The organism is Microbacterium proteolyticum (assembly GCF_014192415.1).
Taxonomy (GTDB): Bacteria; Actinomycetota; Actinomycetes; order Actinomycetales; family Microbacteriaceae; genus Microbacterium; species Microbacterium proteolyticum.
In genome coordinates this window covers 994,556-1,013,005 of record NZ_JACHXY010000001.1, presented here as the reverse complement: position 1 = coordinate 1,013,005, position 18,450 = coordinate 994,556, and the positions used below count along the sequence as shown (strand labels likewise).

At 70.6% G+C, this 18,450-nt stretch carries 12 protein-coding genes and 1 pseudogene; 8 read left to right on the top strand and 5 right to left on the bottom strand.

Features of this window, described 5'->3' with window-relative positions; genetic code table 11:
• The first annotated feature begins 12 nt into the window (after window positions 1-12).
• The 5 genes from FHS07_RS04680 (at window position 13) to FHS07_RS04660 (ending at window position 5,417) form a co-directional block, all read left to right on the top strand.
• Entirely contained in the window at window positions 13-282 is a 270-nt protein-coding gene (locus tag FHS07_RS04680) for a DUF7218 family protein (RefSeq protein WP_183418692.1), read from the top strand.
• Between the two features lie 4 nt (window positions 283-286).
• Window positions 287-1,252: a DNA topoisomerase IB gene (locus tag FHS07_RS04675; RefSeq protein WP_183418691.1), complete on the top strand. Its 966-nt coding sequence runs from the start codon at window positions 287-289 to the stop codon at window positions 1,250-1,252.
• A gap of 30 nt (window positions 1,253-1,282) precedes the next feature.
• The gene (locus FHS07_RS04670) at window positions 1,283-1,648 is read left to right on the top strand and encodes a fluoride efflux transporter FluC (RefSeq protein ID WP_183419402.1); all 366 of its coding nucleotides are present in this window, start codon (window positions 1,283-1,285) and stop codon (window positions 1,646-1,648) included.
• Window positions 1,645-2,010, top strand: coding sequence for a fluoride efflux transporter FluC (locus FHS07_RS04665; protein WP_183418690.1), 366 nt, complete (start codon window positions 1,645-1,647; stop codon window positions 2,008-2,010). Before FHS07_RS04670 ends, FHS07_RS04665 begins: the two co-directional genes overlap by 4 nt.
• Window positions 2,011-2,255: 245 nt before the next feature.
• Window positions 2,256-5,417: an efflux RND transporter permease subunit gene (locus FHS07_RS04660; RefSeq protein WP_183418689.1), complete on the top strand. Its 3,162-nt coding sequence runs from the start codon at window positions 2,256-2,258 to the stop codon at window positions 5,415-5,417.
• A gap of 481 nt (window positions 5,418-5,898) precedes the next feature.
• On the opposite strand, the pseudogene FHS07_RS16415 reads toward FHS07_RS04660, so the two are convergent.
• The 3 genes and pseudogenes from FHS07_RS16415 to FHS07_RS04650 all read right to left on the bottom strand — a co-directional run.
• Window positions 5,899-6,381, bottom strand: a pseudogene (locus FHS07_RS16415) (DUF998 domain-containing protein); the annotation flags it as partial.
• A gap of 384 nt (window positions 6,382-6,765) precedes the next feature.
• Entirely contained in the window at window positions 6,766-7,668 is a 903-nt protein-coding gene (locus FHS07_RS04655) for an aldose 1-epimerase family protein (RefSeq protein WP_183418688.1), read from the bottom strand.
• Complete coding sequence (locus FHS07_RS04650; RefSeq protein ID WP_183418687.1) at window positions 7,665-8,288, bottom strand: antibiotic biosynthesis monooxygenase; 624 nt, start codon at window positions 8,286-8,288, stop codon at window positions 7,665-7,667. The genes FHS07_RS04655 and FHS07_RS04650 overlap by 4 nt, the downstream gene beginning before the upstream one ends.
• A 363-nt stretch (window positions 8,289-8,651) precedes the next feature.
• Here FHS07_RS04650 and FHS07_RS04645 point away from each other — a divergent pair, with 363 nt between their 5' ends.
• On the top strand, window positions 8,652-10,838 hold the full coding sequence (locus tag FHS07_RS04645; RefSeq protein ID WP_183418686.1) for a DEAD/DEAH box helicase: 2,187 nt from the start codon (window positions 8,652-8,654) through the stop codon (window positions 10,836-10,838).
• A 73-nt stretch (window positions 10,839-10,911) separates the two neighbouring features.
• On the opposite strand, the gene FHS07_RS04640 is transcribed toward FHS07_RS04645, so the two are convergent.
• Window positions 10,912-12,018: an Rv2578c family radical SAM protein gene (locus FHS07_RS04640; protein WP_183418685.1), complete on the bottom strand. Its 1,107-nt coding sequence runs from the start codon at window positions 12,016-12,018 to the stop codon at window positions 10,912-10,914.
• A 119-nt stretch (window positions 12,019-12,137) separates the two neighbouring features.
• Between FHS07_RS04640 and FHS07_RS16795 the strand changes: the two genes are divergently transcribed.
• Window positions 12,138-13,265: a D-alanyl-D-alanine carboxypeptidase family protein gene (locus tag FHS07_RS16795; protein ID WP_183418684.1), complete on the top strand. Its 1,128-nt coding sequence runs from the start codon at window positions 12,138-12,140 to the stop codon at window positions 13,263-13,265.
• 94 nt (window positions 13,266-13,359) lie between these two features.
• Here the strand turns inward: FHS07_RS16795 and FHS07_RS04630 are convergent, their stop codons facing one another.
• A complete protein-coding gene (locus FHS07_RS04630) occupies window positions 13,360-14,613 on the bottom strand; it encodes an LCP family protein (RefSeq protein WP_183418683.1) in 1,254 nt (417 codons plus the stop codon).
• A gap of 222 nt (window positions 14,614-14,835) precedes the next feature.
• On the opposite strand from FHS07_RS04630, the gene FHS07_RS04625 reads away from it, so the two are divergent.
• Entirely contained in the window at window positions 14,836-18,408 is a 3,573-nt protein-coding gene (locus FHS07_RS04625; RefSeq protein WP_183418682.1) for a S8 family serine peptidase, read from the top strand.
• Window positions 18,409-18,450: the final 42 nt, after the last annotated feature.

Sequence of the window (18,450 nt, the reverse complement as noted above, 5' to 3'; positions counted from 1 at the left end):
AAGGAGACGGTCATGCCCCAGGGACGTGGATCCGGCAGTTTGAAGGACCCCGCACTCTACGAGGAGCTGCGCGACCAGGGCGACTCGAAAGAGAAGGCGGCTCGCATCTCGAACGCCGCTGCAGCCGAGGGCCGCGACGCGATCGGCGAGAAGGGCGGCCACGCCGAGAACTACGAGGATCGCACCGTCGACGAGCTGAAGATCCGCGCGAAAGAACTCGGTATCACCGGATACTCGGGCAAGAAGAAGGCGGAGCTGATCGACCTGCTCCGACACCACTGACGCGATGCCCCGCCTCATCCGCGTCCGGCCCTATGAAGACCCGGGCTACCGCCGGGTACGGTCGGGCTCGGGTTTCCGCTACGTCGACCACACCGGCGCGGCCGTGCCCGAGCGCGACGCCGAGCGTGCGCGCGGGCTGGTCATCCCGCCGGCGTGGCGCGAGGTGTGGATCGCCACGACGGCCAACGCGCACATCCAGGCGGTCGGCACCGACGAGGCGGGCCGGCGCCAGTACACGTACCACGCCGACTGGTCGAAGCGGCAGGACAAGGGCAAGTTCGCCCGTGCGCTGCAGCTGGCCGAAGCGCTGCCCCGGGCCCGCGCGCGTGTGACGCAGTCGCTGCGTCGCGCCGAGGCCGACCGCGAGCGCGTGCTGGCGGTGTCGTTCCGCTTCCTCGACCTCGTGGCCCCGCGCGTGGGCAACGCGCGCTACTTCGTCACGAACGGCAGCCGCGGGCTCACGACGCTGCAGAGGCGCGACGCGATCGTGGAAGGCGACCTCGTGCGCCTGTCGTTCCCGGCCAAGAGCGGCAAGCGCGCCGAGCTGTCCCTGCACGATGCGGAGTTGGCATCCATCGTCGGGGAGCTCGCCCTCGGGCGCTCGCGTGCCGCGCTGCTGAGTTACAAGCGGGGTCGCCGCCGTGTGCCGCTGACGCCGGGCGACGTCAACGCGTACGTGCGCTCGCTCACGGGCGGGCCGTTCAGCGCGAAGGACTTCCGGACGCTGCGGGGGACGATCCTCGCCGCCGAATCGCTCGCCCGGGTCGGCGCGACCGGGGGCAAGAACGAGCGCAAGAAGGCGGAGGTCGCCGCCGTGCGCGCCACCGCCGAGGCGCTCGGCAACACCCCCGCCGTCGCCCGCGCGAGTTACATCGACCCGCGCGTGTTCGCGCTGTACTGCAAGGGCCGCACGATGGACCTCGGCGGATCCAAGGATGCCGCGATCCGGCGCCTGATCCTGGGGGAGTGACCGGGCGCGGCGTAGGGTGGCGCGGTGAAGATGTTGCGCGACGTCGTGCTCGTCGCCGTGGGAGGCGCGATCGGCACCGCCCTGCGTGCGGGCATCACCCTCGCGCTCGGTGACGATGTGGGGTCCGCTCTCGTGCCGCTCATCAACGTCGTGGGGGCGTTCGCGATCGGCATCCTGTTCGGGTGGAGATCGCGAATGTCGGCGTCGTCGCGCGCGCAGCATGTGCAGCTGTTCGTCGGCACGGGCGTGCTCGGCGGCTTCACGACGTACAGTGCGCTGGCCGTGGAGGCGGCCGAGCCGGGCCTGCTGTGGTGGGGCATCGGTTCGGTGGTGCTCGGCACGGGGGCGGCGTGGGGCGGCCTGGTACTCGGACGCGGCGGGCGGCGGCAGCGATGACCCCCCTCGTCTTCGTCGGCGTGGCCATCGCCGGAGGTGTCGGCGCCGCGTTGCGGTTCCTGCTCGACACCGCGGTGCGGCGCGCGACCGGTGACCGGTTTCCGTGGGGCATCCTCGTCGTCAACATCTCGGGCGCCTTCGTGCTCGGCATCCTGAGCATGCTCCCCGCCGAAGAGGCCTGGCGATGGATCGTCGGCACCGGCCTGCTCGGCGGATACACGACCTTCAGCGCCGTCGCCGTGACCACGGTACTGCTCGCCGAGGAGGGGCGTACGGCGGTGGCGACGACCTACGCGGCGGTGTCGTTCGCGGGGTCGCTGTTCGCGGCCGCGGCGGGATTGGCTCTCGGGTCGATGCTCTGACGGGTTCCGGTTCCTGCGACGGGCTCGGGGGCCGGGGGCGGCGGACCGGTGCCGGGTCCTTCGACGGGCTCGGGGGTCTGCGCGACGACCTCGGCACAGTGCGCCGGGCGGCGCTCGCGCGCCGGTTCGCGCCGCCGGGGGACTGATCCACAGCGACCGTTCTTCCCCGGCCCGCTCGCCGTGGCGCATGGGATACTTGTCCCGATACATCTCTGTATCCAATGCCGACCCCCGAAGGGTGCTCCGTGTCGTATCTGGCCGTGCTGAGCCTGAAGAACCGCGCCCTCATCGCCCTGGTCACGATCGTGGCGGCGATCTTCGGCGGCCTGGCCCTGACGAGTCTCAAGCAAGAGCTCATCCCCTCGATCGAGTTCCCCCAGCTCGCCGTCGTCACCACCTACCCCGGCGCCTCGCCCGAGGTCGTCGAAGCCGACGTGTCCACGCCCATCGAGAACGCCATCCGGGGTGTCGAGGGACTCGAGTCCACGACGGCGACCAGCACGACGAACTCCTCGATCGTGTCGGCCTCCTTCACCTACGGCACCGACCTCGCGGGCGCCCAGCAGAAGATCCTCGCCGCCATCGCGCGCATCGACGACCAGCTTCCCGAGTCGGCCGACACCACCGTCGCCTCCGCCAGCATCGACGACTTCCCCGTCATCCAGCTCGCCGTCACCGGCTTCTCCGACGCGCAGGCCACGCAGTCGGTGTTGCAGACGAGCGTCATCCCCGACCTCGAAGACGTCGCGGGCGTCAACGGCGCCCAGATCGTCGGCGGCACCGGTCAGCGCGTGACCATCACCCCCGACTCCTCGCAGCTCGGCGAGCGGGGCTTCACGCAGCAGGCCATCACCGATGCCCTGGATGCCAACGGCATCCTGTTCCCGGGAGGCTCTCTGACCGAGGGCGACCAGACGCTCACGGTCCAGACCGGCGCCAAGCTCACGAGCGTCGAAGAGATTGCCGCGCTCCCGCTCGTGCCCACCGATCAGGCGCAGTTCCAGGCGGGGCAGACCACGATCGGCGACGTCGCCGCCGTCGCCCTGCAGTCCGACCCCGTCACGACCCTCTCGCGCGTCGACGGGCAGCCGGCGCTGACCATCGCCGTCACCAAGCTTCCCGCCGCCAACACCGTCGACGTCTCGCGCGGCGTGCTCGCGGCGCTGCCCACGCTCGAGTCCGCGCTCGGTGAGGGCGCGACCTTCACCGTCGTGTTCGACCAGGCGCCGTTCGTGCAGCAGTCGATCGACGCCCTCGCGCAAGAGGGTCTGCTCGGTCTCGTCTTCGCGGTCGTGGTGATCCTGGTGTTCCTGATGTCGGTGCGATCGACGCTGGTCACCGCCATCTCGATCCCGACCAGCGTGCTCATCACCTTCGTCGGGCTCCAAGCCTTCGGCTACTCGCTCAACATCCTCACCCTCGGCGCCCTCACCATCGCGATCGGCCGTGTCGTCGACGACTCCATCGTCGTCATCGAGAACATCAAGCGGCACTACGTCGGCGACGCCGAGAAGATCCCCACCATCATCCGCGCGGTGCGCGAAGTGGCGGCCGCCATCACGGCATCCACGATCACCTCGGTCGCGGTGTTCCTGCCGATCGCCTTCGTCGGCGACGTCACCGGCGAGCTGTTCCGCCCCTTCTCGCTGACGGTGACGATCGCGATGGCGGCGTCGCTGCTGGTGTCGCTGACCATCGTGCCCGTGCTCGCGTCGTGGTTCCTGAAACCCGGCAAGGTGATCCGGGATGCCGACGGCAACCCGGCCGACCCCGAAGCCGCCGATGCTCCGCCCACGCGTCTGCAGAAGGCCTACGTCCCGGTGCTGAGCTGGACGCTGAAGCACTCGTGGGTCACCCTGACCCTGGCGGTGCTCGTGCTCGGCGGCACGCTCGCGGCGGTTCCGCTGCTGAAGACCGACTTCCTCGGGGACTCCGGCCAGAACACCTTCACCGTCACGCAGAAGATCGGCGCCGCTCCCAGCCTCGATGCCGAGGATGCGGCCGCCCAGCAGGTCGAGGCCGTGCTGCTCGACACCCCGGGCGTGCAGACGGTGCAGACATCGATCGGATCGAGCGGCTCGGCGCTGCGCGACGCCTTCTCGGGCGGCGGCACGGGCATCACCTACTCGATCACCTCGGAGTCCGGCGCCGACCAGGTGGAGCTGCGCGAACGCGTGCGCACCGAACTCGAGGGCCTCACCGACGCCGGTGAGATCGAGGTGCGCGCGGCCGGCGGCGGGTTCGGCTCGACCGACATCACCGTCGACGTCACCGCGCCCGACTCGCAGTCGTTGCAGCAGGCGAGCGATGCGGTCGTGGCGGGCCTCGAGGGGCAGGACGGCATCGGACAGGTCACCAGCAGCCTGTCGGCATCCCTCCCCTTCGTCTCGGTGCGCGTGGACCGCGACGCCGCCGCCGAGCGCGGCCTGTCGGAACGGGCCGTGGGCGCACTGGTGTCGGGGGCGCAGCAGCCCCGGCAGGCGGGCACGGTCGAGCTCGACGGTCGCGGTGTGACGGTCTACCTCGCCACGGCCAACCCTCCTCAGACGATCGACGACCTCCGTGCGCTGGAGATCCCCAGCGCGCAGGGCACTGTCCGTCTCGACGAGATCGCCACGGTCGACGAGAGTCAGACCCCGCCCTCGATCACGACTGCGCGCGGGCTGCGCACGGCATCCATCACCGTGACACCCACCTCCGACGACCTCGGCAGTTCGTCGGGCACCGTCACCGAGGCGCTCGCGGGATTGTCGCTGCCCGACGGGGCGACGGCGGAGGTCGGGGGTGTGGTCACCGACCAGCAGGACGCGTTCGCGCAGCTCGGGTTGGCGCTGTTGGCGGCCATCCTCATCGTCTACGTGGTGATGGTGGCCACCTTCAAATCGCTGCGTCAGCCGCTCGAACTGCTCGTCTCGGTGCCGTTCGCCGCAACCGGTGCCATCGTGATGCTGCTCATCACGGGGGTTCCACTGGGTGTCGCCGGCATGATCGGCGCGCTGATGCTCGTCGGCATCGTCGTGACCAACGCCATCGTGCTCATCGACCTCGTCAATCAGTACCGCGCCCGCGGGCTGAGCGTGCACGACGCGACGATCGTGGGTGGGGCCCGACGTCTGCGGCCCATCCTGATGACCGCGCTCGCGGCGATCTTCGCGCTGGTGCCGATGGCGCTGGGGATCACCGGGCACGGAGGGTTCATCTCGCAGCCGCTCGCGGTGGTGGTGATCGGCGGGCTGGTCTCGTCGACGTTCCTGACCCTCCTGGTGCTGCCGACCCTCTACAACCTCATCGAAGGGGCGAGCGAGCGGCGTCGGGAGCGCCGGGCCGCGCGCGACGGAGGCGAGGGGCCGCCATCAGGCGCGGGCGACCATCCGGTGACCCGTCGCGCGCTCCGCGGGCAGCACTGACCGGTCCTCGTCGGAGGCCGCGGCGCTGCCGAGGCGCAGACACCCGTGGGGGGACCTCGCCGAGCGGGGATCGGTGACGCGATGCGGGGATGACGGTATGCGGATCCGTCGCTCGGCTGGGCGCGGTGGCGCGAATGCCCGCCCCGCCCGGGACCGTACGCCGGGGGGTGCGCTCGCCGGAGAGGGGCGGTAGACGACGGGCGGCCGGGGCGAGCGGGGTGGGCGAGACCCGCGTCACGCGGGAGGGGCGACGGTGGCCATGGCGCCGAATACCGATCGCCGCGCGGGAGGGCGCGGGGGAGGAGGCGAGCCGACGGCGGCGGGCGATCGACCTCGTGAGGCTCCCGACGGCGAGCCGGACACGCCGACCGGCGGATGGCAGGCGGCGGCGGTGCGGGCCGCACGCGGTGCCGCGACCGGTGGCACCCGGTCGACCCTCGGCGCGGAGCGCGACGGCGCCGAGCGTGTGGGTGAGCATGCCCGACCAGGCGAACATCGCCCCGCACGAGATCGTCTCGAAGAGGGCGAGGTTGATCATGGCGGTGACGAACAGAGTGATCGAGAGGGCGAGCCACACCAGGGCGACGCCGGTGCTGACCGCCATACGCGATCCGAGTCGGCGCAGCATGACCGGAGCGCTCACGAGCAGCACGAGGAAGCCCAGCACCATCATGGCCGCCACCCGGTCGTGGAGGTCCTTGTCGGTGTTCAGGGGCACGCATCCCACCAGGGCGAGGCTGATGCCGACCACGTTCAGGCAGATGCACGCGAGGGTAGCCGATCCGCGGCGGACGGTTCCTCGACCGAGGCGGCGGATATCCCGTCGGACGAAGAGGGCGAACACGACGACCATCAATCCGCTGATCTTGAGTGTCGTATTGAACAATGCACTCGAGAAATCACCGAAGATTCCGAGTTGGCTGAAATGCAGTTGCCACCACAGCGGGTCGCTCGTGGTGGCCATGGAGAGCAGGAGTCCGCCCAGCAGGACGGACAGGACTGCGGCGCCGACGTGCAGCGAGGGCACGGCTGCGAAGCGGCGGGAGAGGCCGCCGAGACGCGGCAGCAGGAGGGTTTCGGGGTCGACGGACGGGAGCGCGGTGCTCATGTGGGGGAGTCTTTCCTCGGGACGGAACGGGACCCCCAGCACGTGGGATCCTCGGCCCCCGTCGGCTTCAAACGGACTTTTGCCGAGAGAGCCGTGGTTCTCGGCCGCCCCGGCCTCGACGAATACCGTCACCGCAAATGGTAGCTTTCGCCCGCGCGAATTGGATCCGCTCGTTCATTCTTTTCCCCCAGGTCAACAAAAGAATCGTTTGTCCCCCAAATGGGGGACAAGCGATTCTTTTCAGGAGAAGCGGACGCCCCACTCCCGCGAGAGGACGGACCCCGGTCGAAGGGTGTCGAGATCGGTCCCCGTGGCGAAGGCGTTCGCCGGTGCCGTCATGGGTTCGATCGCCACGGCGAGCGGGTGCCCCGGGTAGCGGTCGGTCGTGAAGACCTGGACCCACCGGAAGCCCTCGTCCTGCCAGAGCTCCAGACGGCGCCCGTCGGGGGCGGTCAGCGTGTGTCGCGCGCGGCCCTCGGCATCCCTTTCGAGGCCGCGATAGCCGTTGTCGAGCGCGGCGTCGCCCAGCCGCCGGCCCCCGCGCAGGTCGGTCGCGTCGTCGACGGGCACCTCGCCGACGGGGATGTTCCGCTCATCGACCACGAGCGTCGTCGTGCCGGTGGAGTGCACCACGAGATCCTCCGTCGCGACGCCGCCGATCTGGAAGTAGGGGTGCACGCCCAGCGCGACGGGGGCCGGTCTCGCCCCGACGTTCTCGATGTCGTGCATGATGCGCAGCCCGTCGGGCTCGAGCGTGTAGGTGACGCGCGTGCGCAGATGGAAGGGATACCCCGTCTGCGGCACGACGTCGGCGCCGAGCACCAGCCGTTCGTCGGTGTGCTCGATGGGCTGATACGTACCGAATCGCAGCAGACCGTGGCTGGCGTTGCCGAACTTCGGCTCGCTGATCGCGAGCTGCTGATCGTCACCGTCGAAGGTGTACCGGCCGTCGCGGATGCGGTTCGGCCATGGCACGAGAACGACCCCGGATGCCGCGGGCGCGGGCAGGTCGTCGGGATAGCGCGGCACGAGATCGACGCCGTCGACGGTGAGGGCGCGAAGCGCCGCACCCACCTGGGTGACCTCTGCGGACGAGTGGGGTCCGCGCAGGTGGAAACGCTGGCCGGTGGGATCGGCGGTCATGACGAGGCCTTTCTGGAGCGGGGTGGCCGCTGCAGCCACGGCCGCAGCAAACGGGTGACCCACGGGAGCACCGCGTAGGTCATGACGGGGGTGAGCAGGAGGGTCGTCGCCAGCACGCGCAGCACGAGCGGGACCTCGGCGAAACCGGGGATGAAGCCCAGCAACCAGGACGCCGAGAGGTTGGTGGGGAAGAACCCGACCCAGATGGTGACGGCCTGCTTCCACCGAGGGGGCGCGGCCGGCACCGGCTGCTGCACGGGTGAGGTGGTGGCATCCGCCGCGGCGAGCACCGAACCGAACGAGGCGTCGAACCATCCCTCGATGCCGGTGCGCCGCTCGACGCGTTCCTCGCGCGCGAAGGGGCGGCCGGAGTCGAGCCACCACTGCCGTTGCGAGGAGGTCTCCCACCCCTCGAGCGTGGCGATGTCGCGGAACCGGTACAGCATGTACCAGAGGTCGCTGTCTTCCCCGGCGCGCACCCATCCCGAGCCGAGGAAGCCGGGGAAGGCGGTCGCGAGGTCGGTGCCGGCCTGCATCCAGGAGGTCGCTTCGGCGGTGCGCGTCGGATCGATGCGCCGCTCGATCGCCACCGTGATGGGGTGGGCGTCGGTGTCTGCCATGCGTCCATCTTCGTGCAGGTGCGCGGGCGCGCGTCGCGGCGTCCTGCCCCCTCGTCCCACTTCACGCGGAGCGTGGCCCCGTGTGGATCCTCCGGGCGGTCGGGAGTCGCCACACGCGGGACCTCCGTCGCCGGACGGTGCATGGATGCCGTTCCCAGGCGTGGCCTGTAACGTGGTGAGGTCGGCTCTGGACACCGTGCGTGATGCGCGGATGGGTTTGTAGTCCAAGGGGCCGATGGACAGGACGCGATCGCGGCCTCGACCATCACTAGTGAATTGGCCCCCGGCCGACGAGAGTCCGGGTTTCACGCCGCCATGAGCGGCGTCGCTGTTTCGCGCGAACAGAACCCAGGAAGTTTCCTCATGCCCAAGAACAAGAAGCCCGCCGGCGGCCGTCCCGCCAAGAACTTCGAGCCGCGCTACGCCGCTCAGACCTCGTTCCAGGACCGCAAGCGTCGCCCCGGTACGGAAGGCCCCGCCAAGCCCGGCAGCAAGAGCCCGAGCCACCGCGGCTACCGTCCCGAGGCGGAGTCGACCGGTGACAAGGGTCGCTGGAACGCCTCGGATCGCGCCGGCCGCACCGAGGCCCGCAACATCCGCACCTCGGCGCGCGATGACCGCCCTGCCCGTTCGTTCGAGGACCGTCCCGCGCGGTCGTTCGACCGGACCGAGCGTCCGGCGCGTTCGTTCGACCGGACCGATCGCCCCGCGCGTTCTTTCGACCGGACCGACCGTCCGGCTCGTTCGTTCGATCGTGACGAGCGTCCCCGCCGTGATGCCGGTGAGCGTCCGGCGCGTTCGTTCGATCGCACCGATCGCCCCGCGCGTTCGTTCGACCGGACCGACCGCCCCGCGCGTTCTTTCGACCGGACCGACCGTCCGGCTCGTTCGTTCGATCGTGACGAGCGTCCTCGTCGCGATGCCGGTGAGCGTCCGGCGCGTTCGTTCGATCGCACCGATCGCCCCGCGCGCTCTTTCGACCGGACCGACCGTCCGGCTCGTTCGTTCGACGAGCGTCCCGCCCGTTCGTTCGAGCGTCGCGACGACCGTCCCGCTCGCAACGACGACCGTCCGGCTCGTTCGTTCGACCGGACCGACCGCCCGGCGCGTTCATTCGATCGCACCGATCGCCCCGCGCGTTCGTTTGATCGCACCGACCGCCCCGCGCGTTCGTTCGACCGCGATGACCGTCCGGCCCGCTCGTTCGACGACCGCCCCCGGCGCGACGACCGCCCGCGTCGCACCGAGACGCCCAACCGCAGCGATTGGAACGCGACCCCGAAGCGCTCCGCCGAGCACGATCAGCGCGTCGACGTCGTGCACGAGCGCCTGCAGGCGCAGGCGGTGGACGCCGCGACCGAGACCGGTGCCGGCTTCGCCGAGCTCGGCCTCGGCGACAACCTGGTGCGCGCCCTCGCGAGCCTCGGAGCGGCGAGCCCCTTCCCCATCCAGGCCGCCACGGTCAAGCCCATCCTCGACGGCCGCGACGTCCTCGCCCGCGGCCGCACCGGCTCGGGCAAGACGATCGCCTTCGGTGCCCCGCTTGTCGAGCGGATCCTCCGCGCCCAGGCCGGTCAGCGTCGCGAGTTCGGACGCTCGCCCAAGGCGCTCATCCTCGCGCCCACTCGTGAGCTCGCCCTGCAGATCGATGGCACCGTCCAGGTGCTCGCGCGCAGCGTCGGCCTCTTCACCACCCAGATCTACGGTGGCGTGCCCCAGGCGCGTCAGGTCGGCGCGCTGAAGAAGGGCGTCGACATCGTCATCGGCACCCCCGGTCGCATCGAGGACCTCCTCAACCAGGGCAAGCTCGACCTCTCGCAGGTGCAGGTGACCGTGCTCGACGAGGGCGATCACATGTGCGAGCTCGGATTCCTCGAGCCCGTGCAGCGCATTCTGCGCGCGACCGCCGACGGCAGCCAGAAGCTGCTGTTCTCGGCCACGCTCGACCGCGAGGTCGCGGCGCTCGTCGACGAGTTCCTCGTGGAACCCGCCGTTTACGAGGTCGCCGGCGAAGACCAGGACTCGGGCACGATCGAGCACCGCGTGCTCGTGATCGATCACCGCGACAAGGCCGAGATCCTCGGCTCGCTCGTCGACCGCGCGGGGAAGACGCTCGTCTTCGCCCGCACCCGCGCGTACGCCGAGATGCTCGCTGAGCAGTTCGACGATGCCGGTGTCGCCGCCGTCGCCCTGCACGGCGACCTCAACCAGCAGAAGCGCACGCGCAATCTCGAGAAGCTCACCTCGGGACGCGTCAACGTGCTCGTGGCCACGGACGTCGCCGCCCGCGGCATCCACGTCGACGACATCGACCTGGTCATCCAGGCCGACGCGCCCGACGAGTACAAGACGTACCTGCACCGCTCCGGTCGCACCGGTCGTGCCGGTCGCACCGGCACCGTGGTGACCCTCATCACCCGTCAGCGTCAGCGTCGCATGACCGAACTGCTGGACCGAGCCGAGATCCAGGCGCCGTTCGAGCCGGCGCAGCTCGGCGACGACCTGATCGAGGAGATCTCGGGTCGTCAGCTGGCGAACGTCACCGCATAAGCGTGTGTCTCGAAACCCCCGTCGTATTCGCGGCGGGGGTTTCGAGCATCCGGGACCGGATTGCTCGGGGTGTTCAGAACAGCGTGGGCTCGCTCGCGGGCACGACCAGCGGTCGGGAGGATGTCGTCGTGACCCTCGTGCTGCGGATCGGTCCCAGGTCGCTGCTCGCTGTCGGGCGGGCGGCGAGTCCCGGCTGCGGACGACCACGCGGGTGCTCGTCTTCGTCCCAGCCGTCGAGCCGATGCATCCGCAGGAGCGGGCGCATGCGCTTGCCGAGCCACGTGCGGTAGGCCTTCGGCGCGGTCGTGGAGACGCCGGGGTACAGCCCGCGGTATGACGAGACGAGGTGCGGGTGCTCTCGTTCCAGCCACTGCAGGAACCACTGCTTCGCTCCCGGGCGGAGGTGCAAGGCTCCGTAGACGACGCGGGCCGCGCCCGCGGCGCGGATCCGCGCGAGGGCGTCGTCGAGCGCGGCGATGGAGTCGGTGAGGTGCGGCAGGATGGGCATGAGGAAGACCGTCACGCGGAAGCCCGCGGCCGTCGCCGCACGCACCGTGTCGAGGCGTGCCTCTGCGCTGGGCGTGCCGGGCTCGAACGAGTTCTGCAGGGCGTCGTCGAAGACGGCGATCGACATCGCGAGGGTGACTTTCACCTCGCGCGAGGCGTCGGTCAGCAGCGGCAGGTCGCGACGCAGCAGGGTGCCCTTCGTGAGGATCGAGAACGGCGTGCCGTTCTCGGTCAGCGCCCCGACGATGTCGGGCATGAGGCGGTACCGCCCCTCGGCGCGCTGGTAGGGGTCGGTGTTCGTGCCGAGCATGACGGGTTCGCGTGCCCACGACCCGCGACGGAGTTCGGTGCGCAGCACATCGGCGACATTGATCTTCACCACGATCTGCGAATCGAAATCTGCGCCGTAGTCGAGGTCGAGGTATTCGTGCGTCTTCCGAGCGAAGCAATACGTGCACTGATGACCGCAGCCCCGATAGGGGTTCACCGTCCAGTCGAACGGCATCGCCGAGGCGCCGGGCACGCGATTGAGAGCGCTCTTGGCCATCACCTCGTGGAAGGTCATCCCCGCGAACTCGGGTGTGGTCACCGACCGCACCAGACCGTCCATACGCTCCATGCCGGGAAGCGCGGCCGCGTCGTCGACGCCCAATTGCTGACCTTGCCACCTCATCGGCCCAGTCGAACACATGTTCTAATGAAGCGCAAGCGCAACCACTCCTGAGGGGAACAGTGCGCGGGGTTCGGGGCGGGGTCACGCCGCTTTCAGGATCCGGCGAGAGAATGGGTCGAGTGATACCCCCCGATCCCGAGCGTTCTCCCCGCCGCGCCGCGCGCGCGGAGGCCGAGCGACTCGCGACGGCGGCACACGCGATCACGCTCCCGGTCGAGCCGGCGACGCGCCGTCGGCTCCGCGCGGAGAGCGAAGCCCGTCCCGCCCGCACGCAGGTCGGCATCCGGGGCCTCCTCGCCGTTCGAGGCGGCACACTCGCCATGCGCCGCCGTCGCGCGGGTGTTCTCGCGGTCGCGTTGCTGGTCGTGGCGACGGGAGCCGTCGCGATCGGCGCCGCAGCCTCCGCGGGCGGGGGCGAAGAGGCGGCTCGAACCGCGACCGTCGACACGGCGCCGGCGTTCCAGGGCCCGCCGGCCGTCCCCGCAGAGGGCCTCCCGGTCCCGCAGCTCGCGGCCGTCCCGGCGACCGCCACCCCGTGCGACGATCCCGCCTTCACCGCGGCCCTCGCCTCGGGAGACGACGAGGCCGCCATCTCCGCCGCCGGCGGGGGAGACGCCTTCCGCGCCGCGGTGGCATCCGGAATCGCTCCGTGCGTCTCGCTGTCGGATCCGAACCGCGAGTGGGTCGTCGTCAACAAGCAGCGCCCCCTCGACCCGCTCGACTACCGCGCCGGCGATCTCGTCATGCCGCAGAACGTCCGAGCCCTCGAGGAGTCGGCGCTGCGCTCCGCTCCCGCGAGCGCCCTGACCGAGTTGGTGCGGGCCGCATCCGACGCGGGGGCGGGCGAGATCGGATTCCTCAGCGCGTTCCGCTCGTACTCGACGCAGCAGTCGACCTACGCCGGCCGCGTGGATGTGGGCGGGGTCGAGGAGGCCGATCGCGAGAGCGCCCGCGCGGGCTACAGCGAGCATCAGACGGGGCTGGCCGTCGACATCGTTCCGTGCGACGGCTCCTGCGGGACCCTCGACGACATCGCCTCGTCACCGCAGGGGGCGTGGGTGCGGGATCACGCGTGGGAGTACGGCTTCATCACGCGCTACGCCGAGGGCCGTGAGAGCGTCAGCGGATACTTGCCCGAGGCATGGCACCAGCGCTACATCGGTCGCGAGCTCGCCCGCGCCTACCACGAGGGCGGGTACACCACTCTGGAGGAGTTCTTCGGCCTGCCGGCGGCGCCGACGTATTGATCGGGTGGATGCCGGGAGCCCCGGCATCCGCCCGCCCGCATCTGCGGGGGACGCTGAGCCGGCCGCAGCCTCCGTGCGTGCGGATCCGCCGGGGTCAGTTGACGACGCCGGCGCTGCAGGTCTGCTGCGCCGCGCTGGATCCGCTGATCGAGGGCGGCAGGGCGACCGCCCCGGTCGAGGGATCGACGGTGCCCGGCTCGACCTCCTCGGCGGGCGGGGTCTCGCCCGTCGCCGATTCCTCGGGCGACGGTGTCGGATCGGCGACGACGGTGCCGCCGTTGACGGCGACGTCGCCGGTGATCTCGATCGCCTGATTGGCCGCGAGCGCATCCCAGAGCACCTCCGCGGCATCCCAATCGGGCGCGACGCGGTTGGCATCCGAACTGGCCGTCACCGTGGGGTACTGCACGAAGACGATGTCTTCGAAGGGCACGTCCTTGACCGCCTGGGCGACCTGCACGAGCGTCAGGGGATTGGTGAGGCTCTGCGTGGGGGTGACATTGCGCAAGCCCGTGGATGCCAGGCGGAACAGCGTCGCCGGATTCGACAGCACCTCCTCGCTGACGAGCTTGCGGGCGAGCCGCGACATGTACTGCTGCTGGTTGCTCACGCGGGCGAGGTCGCTGCCGCCCACGCCGTAGCGGGTGCGGAGGAACTGCAGAGCTTCCACGCCCTGGATGGTGCGGGGCCCCGCGGCCCAGTCGATGCCCGTGTTCTCGTCGCGCATGTCGCTGGCGAGGCAGATCTCGACGCCGCCGATCGCGTTGGTGATCTCGATCACCCCGCCGAAGGTGACCATCGCGCCGAATTGGATCTGCTGGCCGCTCATATCGGAGATCGCCGTGATCACGCACGACAAGCCGCCGTAGGTGTAAAGCTCGTTGATCTGCAGATACCCGCCGTCGAAGCGGCCGCCGTCCGAGGTGTCGCACGCGGGCGCCTCGAACATCAGGTCGCGCGGGAACGACACCACCGTGACCTTTCGCGGGGCGTCCGAGATGTGCACGAGGATGTTGACGTCGTTGAGGCGCCCCTCGGAGTCGGGCCCCTCGCAGCGCTCGCCGAAGAGGGCGATGAGGTTCTCTTCGCATGCGTCGATGCCCACGACCATCATGTTGACGCCGCCCTCGAGTCGGCCGAGGTCGGGCGGCACCGGAGGCTGGTTCTCGACGGCGACGGCCTCGTCGACGAACTCCGACGTGAGGTCGTACGCGGTGTACGAGGCGACGCCGATCGCCGATACGACGGCGACGACCGCCGCCACGGCGATGAGGGTGGCGAGTTGGCCGAGTGGATGAGGGGAACGCAGGCGGGCGTGCTGCGCGACGGTGCGACGACGCCGGGGCATGGCGGCTCCTCCTCGGGTTTCGTCGCAGTCTAGGGCCGCGGGTCGCCGTCGACGGAGCGACGCGGCCCCGCCTCGGTACCGCGGAGGGCGCGCGATCCCGACGGTTTTCAGACGCCGTCCAAACTGAGCGTTGGTGATCAATCCCCTCTGCGTTATGTTTGTGCAACGCGCGCCAATGATGCCGCGCAATTCGCTCATTCATCCCCCCGTTTGGAGCGCACTATGGGTCGAACCCTGCGTTCGGTCGCGGCCATCACCCTGGCCGGACTGTTCACCGCCACCGGAGCCACAGCCGTACAGGCCGCTGACGTGGGCGCGGGGGTGACACCCCCCACCCCCATCGAGTCGGCCACGGGCCGCTACATCGTCGTGCTCGACGAAGCCCCCGTCGCCACGTACGGCGGCGGAGAAGCCGGCCTGGAAGCCACCAAGTCCGAGGATGCGAAGCTCGACCCGGACTCCCCGGCGGCGCGCGAGTACTCGGCCTTCCTCGAGCAGCGCCAGCAGGACGTCGCCGACGAGGCCGGAGTCCGCCCTGACAACACGTACACGGTCGCGGTCAACGGCTTCAGCGCCTCGATGGATCCCAACCAGGCGGCGAAGCTCGCCGCGACCGAGGGCGTGCAGAAGGTCGTCCCCGACGAGATCCGCCACCCGCACGCCGTTCCCTCCACCGAGTTCCTCGGTCTCGAGGGTGACGACGGCGTCTGGCAGCGCGTCGGCGGCGTCGACGCCGCGGGCGCGGGCACCGTCGTCGGCGTGATCGACACCGGCATCGCCCCGGAGAACCCCGCGTTCGCGGGCGAACCGCTGGGAACCACCGCGGGCGCCGAGCCCTACCTCGACGGCAACGACGTCGTATACCGCAAGGCCGATGGCTCCGACTTCCGTTCGCCCCGAGTCGCTGAGGGCAACGGCTGGTCGCTCTCCGACTACTCCACGAAGCTCGTCGGCGCACGGTACTTCGACCAGGGCGCGGCCGCCACCGGCTTCACGTTCGAGGCCGATTACGTCTCGCCCCGCGACGGCGACACCCACGGCTCGCACACGGCCAGCACCGCGGCCGGCAACACGGGCGTGGACGCGAACGTGGAGGGCGTCGACTTCGGCGCCATCTCCGGCGTCGCCCCCGCGGCCAAGGTCGCCGCCTACAAAGCGTGCTGGGCCGGCCCCGACCCGCTCGTGACGACGGATGACGTCTGCGCCCTGAGCGACCTGCTCGGCGCGATCAACGCCGCCGTCGACGACAACGTCGACGTCATCAACTACTCGATCGGCGGAGGAGCTGCCAGCTCCACCTTCGCCCTCGAGGACCAGGCGTTCTTCAACGCCGCAGCCGCCGGCGTCTTCGTCGCCGTCTCGGCGGGCAACTCCGGCCCCGACGCCTCGACGGCCGACCACGCGTCGCCCTGGTACACCACGGTCGCGGCATCCACGATCCCGACCTACGAGGGCACGGTGACCCTGGGGAACGGCTTCGAGGCCGCCGGTGCCTCCATCTCGGTTCCCGCAGGTCAGACCGTCACGGCTCCCGTGGTCTATGCCGGCGACATCGCGGCATCCGGAATCGATCCGGCGAACGCTACCCTGTGCCTGCTCGGTTCGCTCGACCCCGCGCAAGCCGCGGGAAAGATCGTCGTGTGCGACCGCGGGCAGAACGCGCGTGTCGAGAAGTCGCAGGCCGTCGAGGACGCCGGGGGCGTGGGCATGATCCTCGTCAACGTCACCCCCGCCTCGGTCGACAACGACTTCCACGCCGTGCCGACCGTGCATCTCGACGCCCGGTACCGTGACGCGCTGCTGGCCTACGTGCGGGAGACCCCGGATGCCACGGCCACGCTCATCGGCGAGAACATCACCGACGAGGTGACCCCCACCCCGCAGGTCGCGGGCTTCTCGAGCCGCGGCCCGATGCTGGCCGACGGCAGCGACATCCTCAAGCCCGACATCTCGGCGCCCGGCGTCGCGATCCTCGCGGCGGCCGCCAACGCCCCCGGCGCCGACCCCGCGTTCGAGTTCCTCTCGGGAACCTCGATGTCGTCGCCGCACGTCGCCGGTCTCGCCGCGCTGTACCTCGGGGAGCGACCGCTGGCCACCCCCGCCGAGGTCAAGTCGGCGATGATGACCACCGCGTACGACACCGTCGACGCCGAGGGTGCCCCCGCTGAGGATCCGTTCGCCCAGGGCGCCGGACACGTCGATCCCACGAAGTACTTCGACCCGGGCCTGTTGTACCTGAACGGCTCCGCCGACTGGGCGGCCTTCCTCCAGGGCAAGGGCCTGTACGACTTCGGCGTCGCGCCGATCGACGGCAGCGACCTCAACCTCGCGTCGATCTCGATCGGTTCGCTGGCGAAGCCCCAGACGATCACCCGCACGGTGACCTCGACGCAGGCCGGCTCCTTCTCGGCATCCATCGACGTTCCCGGAGTGGATGCCGTCGTCGAGCCGTCGACGCTGGAGTTCGCCGCGGCGGGCGAGGAGAAGTCGTTCACGGTGACCTTCACCCGCACGACCGCCGCCGCCGAGCAGTGGTCGACGGGCTTCCTCACCTGGACGAGCGGTGACACGCAGGTGCGCTCGCCGATCACGATCCGACCGACGACCGCCGAGGCGCCCGCCGAGGTGTCGGGCACGGGCCTGTCGGGCACCACGAACGTCGAGATCCTGCCCGGTATCAGCGGTGAACTGCCGCTCACCCTGGCGGGCCTGACGGCCGAGACGCTGCTGACCGACCCGGACAACCCCGTCGAGGGACACTCCGGCGACCAGGACTCCGGTGACGCCGACGGTTACGTCCGGTGGGTCGTGGAGGTGCCCGAGGGCACGACGCTCTCGCGCTTCGACCTCGACTCCTCCGACGACGCCGGTAGCGACCTCGACCTCTTCGTCTCGCGTGTCGTCAGCCCCGACGACCTGCGGTACTACGAGCGGTTCACCTCGGCGACGGCCTCGGCCGACGAGCGGGTGTCTCTGTCGAACCCCACGCCGGGTACGTACCTCGTCGAGGCGAACGTGTACTCGTTCACCGCGCCGTTCACGTGGGACATGACGTACGCGAACGTCGCCCCCGGCGGCGAGGGCCAGCTCACGGCGACGCCGAACCCGCTCACCGTGCAGCAGGGCGTCGAGACGACGTACGACCTGTCGTGGCAGGGCCTGGCTCCCCAGACCCGTTACCTCGGCGTGGTGACCTACGGCGAGTCCGCGGTGCAGACCGTCCTCACGGTGGACTCGGGTGAGGCGGCGCCTGTCGTCGTCGAGGCCCCCACCGTGTCGGGCACGGTCGCGATCAACCGGACCCTGCGCGCCACCCCCGGCACGTGGGATCCCGCCGACGTGACCACGACGTACCAGTGGCTCCGTGACGGCGAGCCCATCTCGGGCGCGACGGCGCAGACCTACCGCGTGCAGCGCGCCGATCTCGGTCGTGTGCTGAGCGTGCGGGTGACCGCGACGTCGCCGACCACCGGGCTCTCGGGCACGGCCGACAGCGCGGGTGTGGCATCCGTCGTCAGCTCGCGCACGGAGGTGACGGTGAGCCCCTGGGTCGGGCGCACCACCGACACGTACAAGGTCAACGTGAAGATCCGGCCCGCGGGCGGCCCCGCGGCGACGGGCGACGTGGTCGTGACGGTGGCGGGCAAGGACTATCCCGCCACGCTGCAGAACGGCAGCGCGACGGTCACCCTCGATCCGCAGACGCGCGGCGCCAAGGTGGTCAAGGTCACCTACGGCGGCAGCACCACCGTCCAGCCCTCGAGCGCGAGCAGCGCGTTCATCGTGCTGCGGTAGTCACCGTCGGATCACTGCGGCGCCCGGGCTTCGGCTCGGGCG